This is a genomic window from Desulforamulus aquiferis (genome assembly GCF_030577015.1).
In the GTDB taxonomy this organism is placed as follows: Bacteria; Bacillota; Desulfotomaculia; order Desulfotomaculales; family Desulfotomaculaceae; genus Desulfotomaculum; species Desulfotomaculum aquiferis.
In genome coordinates this window covers 134098-152971 of sequence record NZ_JARPTC010000021.1, presented here as the reverse complement: position 1 = coordinate 152971, position 18874 = coordinate 134098, and the positions used below count along the sequence as shown (strand labels likewise).

The following is an 18874-nucleotide window of genomic DNA, read 5'->3' as shown; positions in this document are numbered from 1 at the left end:
TATAATTTCAGGAAGTCTTGTTATGTTGCCACATATCCCGAATACACCTCATAAACCAACTAAAGGGACGAATAAAATAATAAACCATATATAGTTTATTGGGCAGTGAGATAATTCTCATATCGTCCCTTAAAGGCTGGAAAAGGTGAAATATATAATTTATTTTATTCTTCCAACCAATCTGAAACTGTAACTCATAATACCTCCTCCGATAAAGCCAATCACGCTTAGTATATTGAGCCTCTAGATCTGTGTTTGACAAAAAAGGAACAGTCAATCGAACCAAATTCCAGGCATATCTATCTTTTGCCAAAGAAGGTTCAATATTAGTTGGAACTGGTATTGATAATAGCATATTAGTTAGGATCAATGTCTGATGTAAAAGAGGCAGTATGCCCATATTTTTAGCTAATGATACTACCTTTTCCCAGTCAATGCCTCCTTTTTGTACAAACTTTGCTATATCTACCAGCCATCGAATACGAAACCAAGCGTGACCGGCTCCATGAAAAATTAAATACAATAACCATTCCTCATTTGAAAAAACCGCCACTGGGTATCCCGCTACAACAATTCTATTAATCTTCGTCCCTTGTGGGGGAATTTCCAGTCCTATATTACCTAGTTTCCAATGTAGTTCTAGATGTATATTTTGATCCCTTTGCCAATATTTAAAGTGATGATTGTATTTCAAATATCTTTGCAATTGACCGGCAACTAAAGGGTAATCTGGTTCAATTCTTTTATAACCTTCCCTTTCAATTATGTTAATTGCTTTTTCTAACTGGTTAGGTGGGAAGAAAATATCAATATCTTTGGATGGCCTAACAGCTATATCTCCATATAAACGACATGCCAATGGTAACCCCTTTAAGATAAAGGCACTTACCCCCTGGCTTTCAAGTTGTTTTAGAATCCTAATTGTTTCTCCCGTCATACTTATTGTTCGCATGGCATTGCTTTTATATTTTTGCTTTAGTAGCCTAAGAACATGTTCTGGCACAGCTTCTTTGTTTAAACTTTTTAGACTTCTATATATTATAGGATAAACACGATGGTGGACTGAAAGATCTATCAGCAGATCCCAGTTAATATCCCATTGCAATAAATGTTCAGCTTTATCCAGTCTCTCGCTTACACATGCAAGAATAAGCCAAAGCTCAAGAGAAATCTCTTCAAAGAGATTTTTATGCATTTTATCACCCCGAAAAACTACTTAGCATATCTTTTTAAACAGTATGTCTTATTTAACACATTCATAGATAAAGTTTTTAATATGTCTTTTATTGAAATTGTTGCATAATATAACTCTTCTGTTCTTAGAATAAGTCCTATAACAAAAAAAATGGTCCCGCCGATTGCAATATCTATCAATAATCTTATAACAATAGACAAGCAAATGCTTACAAGGAATTTATCAAATATACTTAATAAAACTCCCATTACCACAGAAGATAATACCACCTTACAACTAAAAACAACTAAACCATTATTAATATTACTTGTGACACGTTTTCTTAGCAGAAAGCCAAGTAATACAGCATTAATAGTCATGGCAACAGAGTTAGCAAGTGCTAACCCAAGATGTTCCATTCTCTTGATTAGCAATAGAGACAAAGCTATGTTTACAGTTACTGTAATAAACGTTACCTTAACTGGAGATAATGTATCCTGTAAGGCGTAAAATCCCCTGGTTAATACAGGGCTTAAGCACTGTCCAATTAGACCTAGGGATAGAAACAGCAACACTCCTGAAGTTAATGCCAATGCTCTTTCATCAAAGGCTCCTCGTTTAAAAAGCACCGAAACTATAGGCTCTCGCAAAACTATTAAACCTACAACACACGGTGCTGAAAGCAACAATATCATTTTTAATCCTTTTATTAATGTATTTGAAAATTGCTCATATTTAAGGTCCACCACGGACCTACTTAGACTTGGAAATATTGCCGTGGCAACCGCCATTACAAATATTCCTTGGGGGAGCAAAATTAACTTGGTTGCATAATTAAGGGCTGATATTGTACCTTCTACAAGTTCAGAACCTAAGTGATAGTAAATTAGTATATTAATTTGTCCTACACCACTACCTATTAATATTGGAAACATTAATCCAAATACCCTACGAACTCCCTCATCTTTTAGGTCCAATACTGCTCGAAAATTAAAATCAGTTTTTCTCAAAAATGGTGCTTGAAAAAACGCCATTATTAAAGTCCCTAAGAGAACCCCTATGGCAAGACCATAAACACCAAATGATTTTCCTATAGTATATGAGGACCCAATTATTACTGTATTTAATATAACTGGAGCTGCAGCAGAAGGAGCAAAAATATTATGAGTATTTAGCAAGCCAGCAAAGAAACTTGCAAGTGCAAAAAACAATATGGAAGGAAACATTATTAAGGCTAAATTTGACGCTAATTGTGCTGTTTGCTGATCAAAGCCCGGCGCAAATAGGCTAATTACAAAATTTGAATTCCAGAGTCCAATAACTATGATACTTGTAAGAAATATAAGAAATATGCTAAATAAAGTACTAAATACCCGTCTAGCCTCCTCAGTTTTGCCATTAACTATACACTGAGTAAATACAGGCACAATAACTATCACAAGTGCGGCATTTAACATTCCGTTAATAATATACGGTATATTAAATATAACTAAAAATGCATCGGCAACACTTGTTGCACCATATTCTTTAGCAATAACTGCTTCTCTTACAAAACCCAATAACTTTGCTAACATACTTAATATTAAAATGATAAAAGTGGCCTTAGCAACTTTTCCTGCTCTATTACTCATACATAAATCTCCGATTCTTCATATCAAACTCTGCCAGTCAATACAGTTTTTAGCTCTTTGATACTTGGCAATATAAAATTTGCTCTAGTCCCTCTAATATCGCCAATGTTATTTCCACTGCGAACCAGTACAGTCGTTCCGACCCCCGCATTGAGACCTGCCTCAATGTCCGACTCTTTATCCCCAACCATAATTGAATCGCCTAAATTTACTCCAAACTCAGACGAAGCTTTAATAAGCATACCCGGACCAGGTTTCCTACAGAAACTATCCTTCTTATAATTATTTATTCCAAAATGTGGATGGAAAGGCGAATAATAAACCTTTGTAATATTAATACCTTCCTCTTTAAACTGCTGAAGCATCCAGTTACTAAGGATGAGAAAATCCTTGACTGTATAATATCCTCTGCCAATGCCAGACTGGTTTGTAACTATAATCAACAAATACCCTATACTTTCAAAATATCTCAATATGTCAAATACACCATCAATAAATTCAAATTCTGATATTTTAAATAGGTAATTCTTTTCTTTATTAATTACACCATCTCTGTCTAGAAACAATGCTTTATTCTTCATATCAGGTTTACCATCTCGCTTTGAGCCCTAAGGTAATCACTAGGAATCCCAATATCAATAAAATAACTTTCTGATTTATATGCGGCAATTACAAGCCGCCCTAATTGTTGCGTTAGGAAATCAGTTTCAAAGGAGAATTTATTCGGTAAAACTATATCGTTAAATAAGTGGCTTTTTGCTACATATACTCCACCATTAACACACCCTTTGATTGTAAACTTCTTTTCCTCAAATCCAACGACCCTTTCCCCGGTTGTTTTGACATTTCCGTAACGTTCAAAATTGATCATGGGTTTTAATGACAAAGTGAGATCAGCATCTATTGCCAGATGTTTAGAGTAGATATGATTTAGGTTAATATCAAAAAAGGAATCTCCGTTTAAAATAAAAACATCTTTTTCACTAACATTCTCCAGTGCCTTTTTTATCGCTCCACCTGTACCCAAAGGTTCATATTCAATAGAGTAATCTATAACAATTCCACCATATCTATAACCATAGTAATCCATTATTTTTTCATGCATGTATCCCGTTGCTAAGATAACTTTTTTTATGTTATACTTGCTTAAATATTCTAAGAGATAAGTAAGAAATGGATACCCTCCTATCGCTGCCATTGGTTTTGGAACTTCTGAAACAATGGTTTTTAGTCTTGTGCCTAAACCACCAACAAGGACTATAGCTTCCATAATCAAAATCCCTTACCGAATAGAGCTTCTTCAACAACTGAGCATATAATGTGCCCTAATAAAATATGAACTTCTTGAATTCTAGGTGTTTCACTTGAGGGTACTCTTATAATGTAATCACAGTTACCAAACATTTTTCCTCCTGTAAGTCCGGTTAAAACAATACTTGTAATCTCTTTTTTTCTACATTCATCAAGGGCCTTTAAAATGTTTTTAGAGTTGCCTGAAGTAGATATGCCAATAAATATGTCCCCTTTTACCCCATTAGCTTGAATTTGCCGAGCAAACAAGTTATCGTAGCCGTAGTCATTGCCAATGGCTGTCAATATAGACGTATCAGTGGTGAGGGCAATTGCCGGTAGACCTGGCCGGTCAAAATAAAAGCGGCTTACTAACTCTCCTGCAATATGCTGGGCGTCTGCTGCACTGCCACCATTTCCTGCAATAATCACTTTATTTCCTATGCGATAAGCATCAATTATTCTTTTTGCTACTGTTTTAGTGATATGAATTATGCCATCGTCTTCAATAATCTGATGCTTAAGACTAAACGATTTTTCGACTTGCTGTCGTATAAACCGCTCCATCCCTTACACCGTCCTTTCCATCAACATCTAGGGTCCATCCCTGTGTTCCGTTTTTGGTGAAATGAAAATTCATAATAAAACCATCTAGCATGCCTAGTTCTTTTAATAGCCGCATCCTATGGACGGGGTTAACCATAAACATCATAAACCCTCCACCACCCGCACCTGATACTTTACCAGCATAAGCACCTGCTTGTATTGCAGTATGATATATGGAATCTAATTTATTGTTTGTGATAACCGAGGCCATCTTCTTTTTAGCCTCCCAAGATTTTCCCAGGAACTCGGCAAATTTTAAGATATCTCCCTTTAACAGCGCTTCTTTCATTATCAAAGCATCTTCCTTTATCTCATGCATAGCTGTAATTGATTTATGCTCCTTTCCCATTACGTTTTTTATTTGTTCATCAATTATCTTGGCTGAATCACGTGATGTACCTGTATAAAAAAGAACAAGTGAGTTCTCCAACTCGTTAATAATCCAGTTCTTAACTCGTAAAGGGTTGACAATCACACGTTCACCCTCATAAAATTCTATAAAATTAAACCCTCCAAAGGTAGCTGCGTACTGATCCTGTCGTCCACCACTTAACCCCACATCTAATCGTTCTATTTTATATGCTAACTGGGAAATATCATAATCTCCCAGTGAAAAATGAAGCCATTCGTCAAAGGCTTTGATCATGGTTACAACCATTGTGGATGATGAACCAAGACCAGAACCTGCTGGTGCATCGGAATATGTAGTCATCATAAAGGATAATGGCCGACCTGCATTATATTGTTTAACAACACGATTATATACTCCCTTATGCAAATCCATATTACCATCTAATTCTAGGTATTCAATGCTATCGCATTCCAAATATTCATTTCTGTCAGCAGCAAAAAATATAATTTTGTTATTATTAGTTATTTCAATAGTACAGTAAGCGTACATATCAATAGTTGCATTAAGAACATAACCACCAAAGTCATCACAATAAGGTGATACATCTGTACCGCCACCAGCCAAGCCAAGTCGTAGAGGTGCCTTTGCACGCACTATTTGTTTAATCACTTTTACCATCCTTTCACGGGTAATAATTAAATCTCCAATAATTGATAAAATTGTCCTTTGCATAAATCAAAATTATGGTAACTATTTACATAATCCCGTGCATTTTTAGATATATCTTGGCATATCTGTTCATTTTGAAATACTAACCTTACATATTTTAGAAACTCATCATCATTATTTGCGACAAATATGTGTTTATTATTAGTCACCTTTAATCCTTCAACCCCTATGGCTGTTGTAATTACAGGTAACCCAAATCCCATGGCATCTATTATTTTGGTTTTAATACCTGTGCCAAAATATATAGGAGCAACAAATGCCTTTGTAGTATTTAATAAAGCTGAAAAGTCATCTAAATAACCAGTTAATATTATGTTACGGTCCCATTTCTGTTGATGCTTTTTTATTGCATCTGTTGCTTTATCCCCAATAATATAAAGTATAATATCCGGATATTCGCTGACCAGCCTAGGAAAAATTCTTTCTAAAAACCTTAACAATCCCATTTCATTGTGAGGTATGTTTAATTTCCCCATAAACGCTAGGGAGTAGGGAGTTTTTAGTGCTTCAATATCTATGACAGGCATTATATCTAGGGCTGGATATATACTATATATGTTTGATTTTTTTGAGACTTGTTTTAGTTTTTCACGCTCAAAGGGCGATACTAGGAGTACTTTTTCAAAATTTTTGACTGATGTCTTTTCCCTATGTTTTAATAATGCTGATTCATATTTCAATATTATATTTCTGATTAATTTATTTGCTATAACATCAATAATCCTTGGGATTTTATTTGAAAATTCCCCCAACACATTTACTTCATTGTGTTCTAATAAATGTCTATATCTTAAGGACAACAGATCATCCATATCCAGTATTATTAATTGTTCCAACTTATTAGATGCATCTTCAAAGTATTGTGCAGTACGCAACATATCACAAAATATAATATTAGGTCTTATATTACTAACATCTTGCCACAGCTTATTTTTTATTGAGATGTTAAAATAGAAACATTCTTGTATTGATTTCTTTTTAATTAATGTATACTTTATTATATTAGTTGCACTATTAATAATATTAGGTAAAGCTATAATTTTAATCTCTTTAATCTTAGAGTACCTATTCAACATATATTCTATTTGCTGTTCAAACTTTGAAGGGTCTTTTTCAAAACAATACAGGTATATTTCAATATCTTGTCTTAAGGATAAAAACTCAAGGTATTGCATTAGTGTTTTATGCCTACCGTTTTTTACAGGATAAGGCATACAAGAAGTTAAAAATAGTATTTTCTTCATAATTATAGTTTAGACTCCTCTTATTCTATATATCTCAAGATTTCTCTCATTCTAAGAGCAGATTTATCGTAACTATATTGCTTTACATGTTCTAATCCAATATTTTTCATCTTCTCTAGCAATGTCTCGTCAGATAGCATTTTTACTAATTTTTCAGCTATATCGCTAGTATCATCAGCCTGGCAATAAAGGGCAGCGTCTTTACATACCTCAGGTAAGCTGCCTGAGTTTGCTGCTAAAACTGGAGTACCGCATGCCATTGCCTCAAGGGGTGGAGACCCAAATCCTTCATATTTTGAGGGAAAAACAAATAATTTTGCACATCTATAAAGATTAATAATTTCATTATCATTTTCTATATAATCTAACATTTTAATATCTCTGTCTTTCAGATGTATGTTTTCTTTACTAAAACCTTTATTATTACCACCTACAATATACAGTTTTGTATTACCTTTCTTTTGATCATCTATTGCTTCCCACGCACATATTAAATTTTTTACATTTTTTCTTGGATCTCTAGACCCCAAGTTCATTATGTACTTTGTATCTTGATACCCTTCAGTAATTTTATTTGTGTTATGATTTAAAAAAATATCACTTACACCAGGGTATACAACTGATATATTTGACGGTTTCCCTAAACCATACTTAATTATTTCATTTTTGGAGAAGTTACTTACAGTAAAAATATGTTTAACTCGACGAGTAAGTTTTGGTAATAACCATCTATAATAGGTACCACTAGTTTTAGAAAACCACTCAGGACCCTCAAACACTGCAGCATCATGAAGAGTAACAACCTGATTTTCTACCAATAGGGGTCCTGTATTAGCCGGACTCCAAAGTAAGTAATCTTTATGTTCCTTGCATAATTTAGGTAAATTACACTGCTCCCATAACCACCATTGGTTTAAATAAGAAAATTTATTTTTATCCTTAATAATTTTAAATCCCGAGATTTCACTTAATAGGCATTCTTTTGGGGCAAATATGATTATTTCAAGTCCCTCAATTTTTCTAAATCCTTTAATCATCTCATATGCATAACGCTGAACACCCGTTATTTTTTTCATTAGAAAAGTACCGTTTATAGCAATTTTCATTTACAATCCCCAGTCTCACTTATTTTTTATTTAAAAGAAGATATTAACTCTTAGCATATAAAATATTTTGAAGGACTATTTTGTAATCAAACTTCGGATTAAGGGAATGAATATGAGCTATCAAAATACCACTACCAAAGGCAAAGTATGTATTTTCTAATACATTTGCTGTTATTCCAAATGTCAATATTGATATTAATAAGACATATATATATTCATCAACCTTGTGGAGCTTCGGTTTTAGTAACCTGCTTCTACATAGTAGAAACGCTAAATAAAAAATTGCTGTAATTCCGAATAGGCTATAAAGATAGATAAAAATATTATCTCCTGGAGAATATCTAAGAGGTTCAAAATACTTTTGTGCTATGCCAATCCCTCCAACTCCTCTCCCAAAAGATATGCTGCCCTGATTATTAATCATTTCCATTGTTAATGGCCATATATAACTTATTCTTTGAAGAAAGGAGTTAAATACTTGGGGCATTAATTGATTTGATTCTATAGAGAAAATTGTAGATCCAACAGGTAACATAACAACTATTAAAAATACAGCTAAAGAAACATATATGTTGTAAATTTTAATGGTAATTTTTTTAAATATAAATATTATTGATAATAAAGCGTAAGTTAGCATAAGTCCTTTAGTAGTTGTCAAGATAATTACTACACCTGCTATTAACCAAATAAACAACTTATAATAATAATTTTTTAGAAACACCATTAAATAAACTGATAGTAACAACACTTGACTTGCAGCCATATATGATGCCCTAGAAAAACCAGCTAGCCTTCTTATTCCCTCAGCAGTCCAATATCTTGACATTTCTATATCTATATCTCCCATTGCATAAGATACACCTTCCCAGGGATAAATAACAAAGTAGTTAATAATAATTCCAATGCAAGATACATAGAATAATGGTATTATGTAACTCTTAATATTATTAAAACCTATCTGACATATAAAACCATAAATTGCTACCCCTAACAATATTGGTGTCAATACCTTTAGTCCAAATAGTACCTGAAATATGTTGTCCGTATAAATAAAACCAATTATAGAAAATAGTATAAATATATATATTGCTTTTATATATAATTTATCTATGCGGACTTTTATAATAAATCTGGTTAATATAAACAACACAAATAAATCTCTTATGTAAATTAATTCCACCATATTAATTAGTTGTAGACAATATCTAATCGGCGCCTCTATAACAAAACTCCAAAAATATATTATCAACATACAACATATTAATTTATTAATCATTTTAATCACCATTATCAATTGAATTGACATCACCATAACTTATCTTTTAACTAAGGAAAGATAGATTTTTAAATAGCTCTTGGCAATCTTTCCAGGTAAAAACTCCATTGCTTTTTTCAAACAGGCATCTTCCATTTGCTCAATAAGTTCTGGCCTAGTTGCTATATCATTTATTATTTTCAATAAATTTTCTGGTTTCTCTGGATCAAATAGAAACCCAGTACTTTCATTTTCAACCAATTCCGGTATGCCTCCACGACATGAGGCAATAACCGGTACACCATATGAATACGCCTCAAAGGTGATTCGTCCCAACGGTTCATTCCATAGGGAAGGAATAATTAGAACGTCTATCTCTGGATAAAATTCTTCCACAGGAATAAATCCTAGAAAACTTATATTGTTCATTGAATATTTTTTTGACAATGCTTTTATATATTGTTTATCACCGCTGCCAGCTATTTTTAAAGTTATATTTTTTTTGTGTAATGGCAACTTATCAATAGCCTTTAATATAACTTCAATTCCTTTGTTAGGTGTTATCCTTCCTATGAACCCTAATCTAAGTCCTTGATCACTTTTGCTCTTTTTATAGTACCTTTTATTTTCATATGCATTGTATATAGTTGAATGCTTTGCACCCTTAAAAGCACCTAGAGATAAATGTTTTTCCAAAATATAATTACTAACACCTACTACCGCATCTACAAACTTCGTAAAATATATCTTTGGAAAAGAATATCCTTTACAAATCAAACACTGTTTTTCACAATTACTGTATTTGTCAAACATCGTACATTTTGGACATAATAAATAATAATCCCTAATGGTGTGAACTATTGGTATTGATAACTTTTTTATCTCAGACCATACTAACGGGGAAAAACACATCAGGTTATTCGTATGAACAATATCTGGCTTTTCGGCTTTAATAATTTCTTTAATATATCTAACCATCCAAGGATTATATATATCAATTAAATGCCAAAGGGGTTTTAAAAACATAGGATTACTTCTTTTTTTAAAGGGCCAATAGATATTTTTCAAACTAAGATAGTGTACTTTTACTCCATTTACATCCTGGGCTTCACAAACGTTTTTCTCAGAAGCTGATATTACCACTGCTTTATGTCCTTCTTTTACTAAGGCCTCAGCAAGGTATTGCACTGAACGTTCTGCACCACCCATTATATTAGGATGATAAAGAGTGTTTATAAAAACTATCTTCAAACTCAATCACTCCGAATCTTTTTGTACCAAAAACCATCTATTCTTTCTACATTGATTTACTTATCATGGCTTGATTACTATCACTTTCTTTAGCACTTTTTGAAAGATTCAATACCTCTAAAATACTGACTAGCAATAAAGAAAGCATTAATCCTAAGGCAAATGCGATTAACATATTTTTAAATAAATTAGGTCCTACCGGCCGCTCAGGACTTGTTGCTTCAGAAAACACCAAGAACTGAGTGTGCCCAATATTAATAGATCTGGCAATCTTTGTTTGTATAATTTTGTTTTCCAAAGATGAAACCATTTGCATTAGTAGGTTTTTATCGTAATCGGTAGTAGCTAATAATAATTGTTCGTTTAGTCTATCAACTTCTCCAACCATTGATAAAATAGCTGAGTTAACAAACTGCAATCTCTTTTCACCCATCAATATCATGAATTCCTGACAAAAGGCATTTGCAATATCTGCAGCTAGAGCCGGACTATTATTCCTTACCGTGATTTCAAGTAAATTCGATTCTTTTGGATTGGTTACCCTGATTTGGCTTCTTATAATCTGGGACGTATAGCCCTTTTCCTCAAGCTTAAGCTTCTTAATTGTCCTTTCCATAAGAACTTCACTCTTTGCCTGTAATATATAACTATTCATAGTTAATACCGGAAACTGTGGAACGGCTTGTAAAATAAAATTAAAATCTGCCTTTTGATTATTACTCTCTAAGTTTTGAGTAAAAGAAGTTACCAAAATAACAGACTTTGTCTCATAAACTGGTGATAAGATATAGCTGCTATATAAACCGGTGATTACTACAAATGATGTTACAACAGCTATAATTAATAAAAATCTCCTTTTTAAGACATTAATGATAATATAAACATCGATATCTTTTTCCATCAGCTTCTCCTCTTACAAACCCTAAATTAATAGCTAGTTATATGATTTTTTTCAAGATTAGCAACCAGATGGTTAAAATATTCTATTGTCATATTTAGACCATCTACTAACTTAATTGCCGGTCTCCATCCGAGTTTCTCCATGGCTTTAGAAATATCTGGCTTTCTTTGCATAGGATCATCAGTAGGCAGTTTCAAATGGACAAGTTTTGAGTCGGTATTTGTTAATTCCAAAACTATATTAGCCAATTCTAAAATTGTAAATTCTTCGGAATTACCTAAGTTAATTGGCTGAAAAATATCAGTAGTATTCATGGTAAGAACAATTCCATTAATTAGATCATCGATATAACAAAATGACCTGGTCTGTTGACCATCACCATATACAGTCAAATCCTTACCCTTTAATGCCTGTACAATAAAATTACTCACTACCCTTCCATCGTTAGGATGCATGCGCGGACCGTAGGTATTGAAAATTCTTACAACCCTTATATCCGTACCGTATTGCCTATTATAATCAAAGAGTAGAGTCTCTGCACATCTTTTCCCCTCGTCATAGCAAGCCCTAGGCCCTATTGGGTTCACATATCCACGATAGCTTTCCATTTGAGGGTGAACCTGGGGATCACCATACACCTCACTAGTGGATGCTTGAAGAATTCTCGCCTTGGTTTGCCTGGCCAGTTCAAGCATATTAATAGTACCTAGTACACTGGTTTTAGTCGTTTTTATTGGATCATATTGATAATGAATTGGTGATGCAGGGCAGGCAAAATTATATATTTCATCAACTTCCAGAAGAATAGGCTCGATAATGTCATGTCTAATAAACTCAAATTTTGGGTTGTTCATAAGGTGGATTATATTTGCCTTTGAGCCGGTAAACAGATTATCTAAACAAATTACTTCATGTCCATCATTTATAAGTCTTTCGCACAGGTGTGATCCTACAAAACCTGCTCCACCAGTTACCAAAATCCTTTTTAAACTATTCATTATTGCCGTTCCTTCCTATGCAATAATATTCAAAACCCATTTGCTTCATTTTTTTAGGATCATACTGATTTCTTCCATCAAATATTGTTGGTGTTTTCATTACCCTTAGCATTCTGTGAAAATCCGGTCGCCTGTAGTTGTTCCACTCAGTTAATAGTAGAAGTGCTTCCACCCCTTCAAGGGCGCTATAATTATTTTCATAGTAAGTGATGCCATGTTCACCAAGTAATTCTCTTGCTACAGAGATAGCAATAGGATCATGTGCATTAATTTTTGCACCTTTTTCAACTAATCCGTTAATTATCTCTAATGAAGGTGCTTCCCTCATGTCGTCAGTATTGGGTTTAAAGGCTAGTCCCCAAATCGCAAAGGTATAGCCGGATAAATCTTTTCCATATTTATTGACAACCATTTCAACCAATAAGCCCTTTTGTGCTATATTAACCATTTCAACCGAATTTAATATTTCCGTTGGAACCCCCAATTCATTTGCTGTACGTATCAAAGCCTGAACATCTTTAGGGAAGCAGGAGCCTCCATACCCAATACCAGCATATAAAAATGGCATTCCTATTCTCGAATCTGAACCAATACCAAGTCTAACTTGTTCGATATCAGCTCCGCTTGCATCACATATCCTGCTTATCTCATTTATAAAGCTAATTCTAGTGGCAAGCATGGAATTTGCAGCATATTTAGTTAATTCTGCTGAAGATATATTCATTATCAAAACTTGATGCCCATTTCTTAAAAAGGGGCTATATAATTCCTTCATCAATTCACCGGTTCTAACATTATCTGTTCCTATGACTATGCGATCAGGTCGTAAAAAATCTTCAATGGCTGCACCTTCTTTTAGAAACTCTGGGTTAGAAACTACATCAAACTCTATATCCGTACGTTCTCTTAACAAAAGTTCTTCATAAATCACCTGTCTAACTTTTAGCCCAGTCTTTACAGGAACTGTTGATTTATTAATAATTATTTTATAATTATTAATATTTTTACCAATCTCCCTAGCCACACCTATTACATGTGTCAAATCAGCCGAACCATCTTCTTTTGGAGGCGTGCCTACAGCTATAAATAAGAAAAGGCTATTTTCCATTGCTTCAGATAAACTTGTTGTGAAACGAAGCCTACCTTCTTCTTTATTCCTTTTTACCATCTCCTCAAGTCCTGGCTCATAAATTGGTATCACACCATTACATAACTTCTTAATCTTTTCCTCATCAATATCAACACACCAAACATTATGGCCCATTTCAGCAAAACAAGTTCCAGTTACCAATCCAACATAACCAGTACCAATAGTACAAATGTCCACCTAATCTCCTCCCATTTTTATCTCATAATTAATAAGCTCCTTTACCATTTAAAACAACTCCTATTGTCTTAATTAATAAAAACAAATCCAACCATGGTGACCAATTTTGTACATACCAAGCATCCAAGTCAATTCGTTGATTAAAATCAAGATTACTCCTGCCAGAAACCTGCCACAAGCCAGTTACACCTGGTTTCACTGATAAGCCGATTTGGAATAATTCATTTTCTTCTAACCCATCAAGTTCGTATAATGGCCTTGGCCGGGGACCTACAAGACTCATTTCACCTTTTATGATATTTATAATTTGCGGTAGCTCATCCAAACTAGTTTTTCTAAGAAATCTACCTATCTTTGTGATTCTAGGATCCTTTTTGAGTTTAAAGTTGACTTGCCATTCCTTTCTCATATCCTCATTTTTATCTAGGGCTTGTTTTAAAACCTCCTCAGCATTAGTAACCATGGTTCTGAATTTGTAGCAATTGAAGGTTTTGCCATTCACACCAAGTCTCTTTTGAATAAATATTGGACTACCCCTTGAATCCAATCCAATTACTACAAATATTAATATTAATAGTGGCAAAGCAATTATAAATACGGTAGCTCCTAAGATTAGATCTATTGATTTCTTAATTAGTATGTTAGCTTGATTATTTAGGTTGTTTTTAAATCTTAATATTAGAGTTTTGTCACTGAAGAAATAGTCTACCTCAACCCCTGAAAGAGGAGCCCTAAACAGATCTGGAATCATTAATATTGAACAAGATACGTTATGTAAATGATTTATTAATTTGACAGTTTCAGTACTTGATAATCCATGGACTGCAATAATAACATCTTTAACGCCAGTTACCTTCATCACTTCACTTACACCTAAAAAGTTGCCTAGAACTCGCAGTGTCTTATGCTCATGCTGCGAAACCAACTGTCCAGGTGAAATATTGTTATCTATAAAACCAACAACTTCATATCCCATAGTTCTCTCTTTTTCCAATACATTAGCAAGTAATTTTCCCATCTTCGTAGCACCAATAATTAGAACGGAACAATTATAAATGCTATATTTATATAAAGTAATTTTAGAGAAATACCTTGCAATAGGTATAAATATAAGTGTTAAAATCCATTGAGATAATATAATTGTTTGAAACACTTCTCCTTCCAATTTTGTTAAGGATAATATAGCAAGTGTAATCACAAATGCTAAAGTGCTTGAACGAATTAATTTCTCAAACTCCCTCCACCAAGTAATTCTACTGGTATATAAACCGTCGAAAAATACACACATAACCATTATTATTGGATAACACACAAGGTGAGTATTAACAACAAAATTGATTAATGAATCTGCAAAAATATATGTTGTAATTACTACGGAAAAGCAACTTATAAGATAGAAAGCTATTAAATCAATAGCCAATAGTGTAGCTGCATGTAGAATTACTTTTAAAACACTAATAAAACCTGATGTAAAGTTAATGCTTTTATTATCTAAATTTGAATATTTCATGAAAATTCTTCTGTTAAATTGGGGACCAATAGACATTTATTCCTCCTCCACTCGAACAATAAATAAAATATACAGTTATAAGGAGTTTTATTTTTTTATTTATCACCATTGTTTACTAATAATGACAAGAACATCATACAATATCATTCTTCTAATGCCATCCTTCTGAGGTATGATGTAAAGTTTGATTAATTTTTATAATCCATCATACTTAGCTAATACTCATTAGTGATATTGGTTTTCTAAAATTAAAGACCTCCAAACAGGAGGTCTTAGTTTATACAAGATATTTCTGCTGCCACCGATTGAAAAGTCTCTTTCATCTTAGATTTAAACTCAGTACTATTGCCAATTAGAAAAAAATAATCCGAATTGCAGGCTAGATCGGCTGCCTTACGTAATACACCTGGCCTAACTCTCCCTTGGATATAGCCATGACACAGTAATAACAACTTCCTTAAAATTTCAAGGCTTACCGGGTTTCTTAAAACAAGTATAATTTTAGTCCAAGGACAATTTTGCTGAATATTTCCTAAAACATCTATATACTCCTCTTCTGTTTTTGTTATTTCAAAAACCAAAATATCAGGTTGCAATTCAAGGGCATTTTCAGTAGCTGGCTTACCTTCTATCCCAACAATTTCAAATCTGCCAGTGCATCTAAATATTGAAGCAAGACTATTATTAGAGATTTTACCATTGCTAGCTACCATGACAGTTTTCATTCTCATAAGTACCTCCAAAAAACTAGTTAAAAAAACAAATAAAAAAGTAGAATTATTAAAGTATAATAACTCTACTCTAGAGCAACTAATAGGTTAATACAATCAGTCAAAGAATTGAATAATTAACTATAACTATTAGACTTTGGTATTATTAATGATTCTTTCACCAAGCCTGTTTTATAGGAGTAGATAATTGCCTGTGCTCTGCTGCTTTGACCTAACTTTCTTAAAATACTGCTAACATGAGTCTTAACAGTTGGCTCACTTATGTATAGTTTAGTTGCTATCTCACGGTTAGAAAAATTGTTTGCCAGTAGTTGCAGCACTTCCATCTCTCTCTTTGTAAGATTTTCATTGTCTAAAACAACACTATGATCACTTTTACCAATAACATTCTCAGGCACTTTATTAAATACATTTCCAAAAGGTACCGACCTCTTATAAGAACCAGGCAAACAAAATATACCTGCCTGGCAAGCTAATTCAAGGGTTTTTACCAAACACCCACGCATAATTCCCCTGGGTATAATACCATCTATAGTATTAATTAGGGTCTGAGAAATATCGGTCTGTTCACTATCAACTAATACAAAGATCATACTGCAGGGACATCCCTTTTTAACCTGTGCTATAGATAATTCATATGTAACCTCTTTATCACAAACATCAACAAGGATAGCATCAGGCTGTAATTCAATGCACTTGCTAATGGCTTCGTCAAATTTTAAATAACCTATAACGTCAAACATTGTTTCAGCTGAGAATATTGCAGTTAATCCTCTGCTCAATGGATAATCCTCACTTACTATTAACAGTCGAATCTTGTCCATATCTAACCTCCTATATTTCCCAAAAAAATAACGGCTGCCTAGACAAAGAACTATACAGTTCCTACCTTCGGCAGCCGGTATATCATACTTCTGTATGATTTTTAGGCATTGCATCTCCCACATGGAAGATACCTTTTCGGTATAGGATAATACTTTATGTTTTTGATAAAATGTTTTTAAAATAACATATATTATTAATATAAATTATATCATGCAAACTATTGAAAAGGTTGTAAGAATATGTTATCAATTTTATAATATTTTCTATCTTTTACTACAAATTATCCCATTCTTAGATTTTTTCCTCTAATTGATTCATTTTAATATTTGCACAACAGAACTAACCAATACTGGATCAAATTTCACACCTGCATTATGTTGAATTTCCTTTACTGCTTCTTCATGGGATAGTACTTTCCTATGAGAGCGCTCGCTGGTCATAGAAATGAATGCATTAACAATGGAAAATATCCTGCATTCTAAAGGAATTTCTACTCCCTGCAAACCCAGCGGGTACCCCTGTCCGTTCCATTGTTCGTGGTGTTTTAAAATCAACTCAGCAATTGGTGCTAAATCCGGAACGGCCCAGGCTATATGAAACCCTATTTCACAATGCCTTTGGACTTGGATATATTCCTCATGGGACAGAATTCCGGGCTTTCTTATCGTTATTTCAGCTATTCCCACCATACCAATATCATGATATTTTGAAAGCAAATTTAAATGCTGCCTGCTTTCAATTGGCAGTTTTAAAAACTCTGAGGCCTCTTTTATTAAACTTTCTAGTCGTATTACCTCTTGTCCTGTTACCCCATTTCTAATCAGTAAGTATTTTCTTAAGTTGTCGATCAAAGCACGCCTATTTTTACTTACTCCTTTATGTTTCTGTTTGTACATGCTCTTATCTGCTTCTTTATATAGCTCCTTCATGCTTTTTTGATTACTTTCCTTGAGAGCATAACCAAGGGAAATGCTCAATGGCCAGCCTTGATTTCGTGAGTTATAGAGATTTATTGATTCCTGAATTCTTTTACAGGCCTCTTCCAAAAGTTTTTCAGATGTTCTAGGGAAAAGGATGGCATACTCATCCCCACCAATCCTCGCTACAACATCCTCTTTTCTAAAACAATTTTTCAATATTCCTGCCATTGCAATTAATGCCACATCTCCATAGTCATGACCCATTGTGTCGTTAATTAGCTTTAGACCATCTATATCCCCAATAATCATTCCAACTGGGTAATGACGACTGTTTTCAAGTCGACGCATTTCCTCTTCAAAATAAGCCCGGTTGTGTAAACTAGTTACTGGATCATGCATACTTAGAAAAAGAAGTCTTTCCTGTCTTTGATTGCTTTCTGTTATGTCTATACCTGTGGCAATTAATATTTCTGTAGAATAGTATGGGTCATCTATATAAGAAAAACGCCACATAATTAGCATTTGCTTTCCAGTATTGTTTGTAAGGTAGAAATAAAATGTTTGATTATTGATTTGCTCTATATCACAAACACAAATGTTTTTGATATTTTCACTACTATGTTGTGAAATAAACACTTGCCAAAAAAACTTATCTTTAACTTCTTCTAAGGAATATCCGGTTAGTTGACTACATAATTTATTTATTTTGATAATTCGACAATGCTTGTCCATTATTACTACCATGGCAGTAATATGGTCCAATATTTTATTTAGGTGGTATTGTTTATTGAGTGAAGTATTATCATCCGCTACAACTAGATCATTTGGTTTGCAAAATAGTCCTTTACCTTGGTGGATGACCGTATAAATGCTTTCTTTGTTTCCACTATCATCTATTAACACACATCACCCCTCCATTGACCAAGTTAACACAAAAAAGAGTAGTATTATTCTTTATCTAAGATAATACTACTCTAGAGCAATTTCAATTGTATTACAATCAACCAGAGGATGATTTTACATT

Annotated in this window: 17 protein-coding genes; all 17 read right to left on the bottom strand. The window is 33.4% G+C overall.

Annotation, left to right across the window (positions count from 1 at the left end; all coding sequences use genetic code 11):
* Positions 1-7 precede the first annotated feature (7 nt).
* Positions 8-1195 carry a nucleotidyltransferase domain-containing protein gene (locus P6N53_RS14445; protein WP_304544387.1) on the bottom strand — a complete coding sequence of 396 codons (1188 nt, stop codon included), beginning with the start codon at positions 1193-1195 and terminating at the stop codon, positions 8-10.
* Positions 1196-1212: 17 nt separating this feature from the next.
* Positions 1213-2805 (bottom strand): murein biosynthesis integral membrane protein MurJ, encoded by a 1593-nt coding sequence (gene murJ / locus P6N53_RS14440; RefSeq protein WP_304544385.1) that lies wholly within the window; start codon positions 2803-2805, stop codon positions 1213-1215.
* A 23-nt stretch (positions 2806-2828) separates the two neighbouring features.
* On the bottom strand, positions 2829-3386 hold the full coding sequence (locus tag P6N53_RS14435) for a D-glycero-alpha-D-manno-heptose-1,7-bisphosphate 7-phosphatase (protein ID WP_304544383.1): 558 nt from the start codon (positions 3384-3386) through the stop codon (positions 2829-2831).
* Complete coding sequence (locus tag P6N53_RS14430; protein WP_304544381.1) at positions 3383-4075, bottom strand: nucleotidyltransferase family protein; 693 nt, start codon at positions 4073-4075, stop codon at positions 3383-3385. Before P6N53_RS14430 ends, P6N53_RS14435 begins: the two co-directional genes overlap by 4 nt.
* Before the next feature lie 2 nt (positions 4076-4077).
* Entirely contained in the window at positions 4078-4662 is a 585-nt protein-coding gene (locus tag P6N53_RS14425; protein WP_304544379.1) for a D-sedoheptulose-7-phosphate isomerase, read from the bottom strand.
* Positions 4622-5722, bottom strand: coding sequence for a GHMP family kinase ATP-binding protein (locus tag P6N53_RS14420; protein WP_304544378.1), 1101 nt, complete (start codon positions 5720-5722; stop codon positions 4622-4624). The genes P6N53_RS14425 and P6N53_RS14420 overlap by 41 nt, the downstream gene beginning before the upstream one ends.
* Before the next feature lie 26 nt (positions 5723-5748).
* Positions 5749-7026 (bottom strand): glycosyltransferase, encoded by a 1278-nt coding sequence (locus tag P6N53_RS14415; protein ID WP_304544377.1) that lies wholly within the window; start codon positions 7024-7026, stop codon positions 5749-5751.
* A gap of 20 nt (positions 7027-7046) precedes the next feature.
* On the bottom strand, positions 7047-8132 hold the full coding sequence (locus tag P6N53_RS14410; RefSeq protein WP_304544376.1) for a glycosyltransferase family 4 protein: 1086 nt from the start codon (positions 8130-8132) through the stop codon (positions 7047-7049).
* A gap of 43 nt (positions 8133-8175) precedes the next feature.
* Positions 8176-9138, bottom strand: a complete 963-nt coding sequence (locus P6N53_RS14405; RefSeq protein ID WP_304544374.1) for a hypothetical protein — start codon at positions 9136-9138, stop codon at positions 8176-8178.
* Between the two features lie 309 nt (positions 9139-9447).
* Entirely contained in the window at positions 9448-10638 is a 1191-nt protein-coding gene (locus P6N53_RS14400; RefSeq protein ID WP_304544373.1) for a glycosyltransferase family 4 protein, read from the bottom strand.
* A gap of 46 nt (positions 10639-10684) precedes the next feature.
* Positions 10685-11539, bottom strand: a complete 855-nt coding sequence (locus P6N53_RS14395) for a YveK family protein (protein ID WP_304544370.1) — start codon at positions 11537-11539, stop codon at positions 10685-10687.
* A gap of 26 nt (positions 11540-11565) precedes the next feature.
* Positions 11566-12537 (bottom strand): UDP-glucuronic acid decarboxylase family protein, encoded by a 972-nt coding sequence (locus tag P6N53_RS14390; protein ID WP_304544369.1) that lies wholly within the window; start codon positions 12535-12537, stop codon positions 11566-11568.
* Positions 12530-13864: a UDP-glucose dehydrogenase family protein gene (locus tag P6N53_RS14385; protein ID WP_304544367.1), complete on the bottom strand. Its 1335-nt coding sequence runs from the start codon at positions 13862-13864 to the stop codon at positions 12530-12532. Before P6N53_RS14385 ends, P6N53_RS14390 begins: the two co-directional genes overlap by 8 nt.
* 28 nt (positions 13865-13892) lie before the next feature.
* The gene (gene wbaP, locus P6N53_RS14380; RefSeq protein WP_304544365.1) at positions 13893-15410 is read right to left on the bottom strand and encodes an undecaprenyl-phosphate galactose phosphotransferase WbaP; all 1518 of its coding nucleotides are present in this window, start codon (positions 15408-15410) and stop codon (positions 13893-13895) included.
* A gap of 236 nt (positions 15411-15646) precedes the next feature.
* The gene (locus P6N53_RS14375) at positions 15647-16105 is read right to left on the bottom strand and encodes an ANTAR domain-containing protein (RefSeq protein WP_304544363.1); all 459 of its coding nucleotides are present in this window, start codon (positions 16103-16105) and stop codon (positions 15647-15649) included.
* 116 nt (positions 16106-16221) lie between these two features.
* A complete protein-coding gene (locus P6N53_RS14370) occupies positions 16222-16929 on the bottom strand; it encodes a response regulator transcription factor (protein ID WP_304544361.1) in 708 nt (235 codons plus the stop codon).
* Between the two features lie 315 nt (positions 16930-17244).
* Positions 17245-18753 (bottom strand): sensor domain-containing diguanylate cyclase/phosphohydrolase, encoded by a 1509-nt coding sequence (locus tag P6N53_RS14365; RefSeq protein WP_304544359.1) that lies wholly within the window; start codon positions 18751-18753, stop codon positions 17245-17247.
* Between the last annotated feature and the right edge of the window lie 121 nt (positions 18754-18874).